Consider the following 1,365-nt stretch of genomic DNA (forward strand, 5'->3'; position numbering starts at 1 on the left):
GCCGCCGTAGCCACGTCGTGTACCCGACGCGCAAGTCCGTGGCCAGGGTTGCACCGAACACTGCAGCGGTTAGGAAGATAGGCAATTCAGTGCTGAACCAGGAGGCCAGCACTCCCGCGGAAATTGCTCCAACCCCGATCCACAGAACGAACCCGGTGACTACTGCTCCGCGCAGCGCTGCGTTACTGGGACGGTGGATTGGGATGAACTTGGCGGGGTCAACGGGCGTATAGCCGCGCCTGGAGCGGCGTCCGGTTTGTTCGGACATGAAGTTCGTATCCCCTAGATTGTCTGCGCTGACCGGGGACATCCCGACCATTACTCTCGAATCATATTCTGGACTATGGCGCCAGTACCGATAATGGACCCCAGTGTCCCGGCTCAGGCTAATAACTGATGAGCCCATTTAACCGCTCTTCACCACCGGACCTTGTTGCGGGAAGGCCCGGGCGTGGACCCGGGCCAGGACCTCGACTCCGAGGCCCCCGGCGGCCCCGCACGCCACGGCCGCGAGCAACAACCCGCCGGGTGGCCGGGAAAGCAGGAAGAATTCCTGAACGAGCGGGAGGTTGAGCGAGACCAGCAGGGAGGCGCTCATGGCCAACACCACGGCCAGGCGCGCCGCGTTGAGGGGGCGCGACACGGCCGATAGGATCCACAGTCCGACCATGGAAAGCGTCAGCACAGAGGCGCTGCTGACTTGTTCGGACGTGGCCGCGCCGGCCAGCGGCGCGAATGCGTTCAGTGTGAGCAGGGAGGCCGTGACGATCAGTCCGGCAGGGACGGAGAACCATAGGGACCGGCGCAGGAATCCGGGCTGATAGCGGCGCGGGTTCGGCATGAGCGCCAAGAAGAAGGCCGGGATTCCGATCGTCAGGCCGTCCGTGAAGGATAGCTGGCGGGGAAGAAACGGAAACGTCCACTGCAGGAGCCCGAAGGTCACCGCGATGGCGGTCGCATAGACCGTTTTGCTGAGGAAGAGGCTGGAGACCCGCTCAATATTGGCGATGACTTGCCGGCCCTCAGCGAGGACTCCGGGAAGCCGGTCGAAGCGGCCGTCGAGCAACACCAGGCGCGCGACTGCCTTGGTGGCGGGCGCCGCGGAGTCCATGGCGATGCCAAGGTCGGCCGTCTTGAGCGCGAGGGCGTCGTTGACGCCGTCGCCGGTCATGGCCACAGTATGTCCCCGGCGCTGGAGCGCCTCGACCATCGCCCTCTTCTGGGCCGGCGTCACTCGGCCAAACACCATGTTTGATTCCATCACCTCCTCCAGATGCAGCGGGTCCTCCGGCAGTGAGCGTGCGTCGAAGCCCTCCGTGACCTCCAGGCCAACCCTGCGGGCAATGGCGGCAACGGTGCGGGGAT

Annotated in this window: 1 protein-coding gene and 1 pseudogene; both read right to left on the bottom strand. The window is 65.0% G+C overall.

Going from position 1 to position 1,365, the window contains the following annotated elements; translation table 11 throughout:
- A pseudogene (locus LQV45_RS32860) lies at positions 1-268 on the bottom strand (hypothetical protein); the annotation flags it as partial.
- A 138-nt stretch (positions 269-406) separates the two neighbouring features.
- The coding region (locus LQV45_RS32865) for an HAD-IC family P-type ATPase (RefSeq protein ID WP_230011842.1) at positions 407-1,365 on the bottom strand (959 nt) is incomplete at its 5' end.

The organism is Microbacterium sp. Bi128 (genome assembly GCF_918698205.1).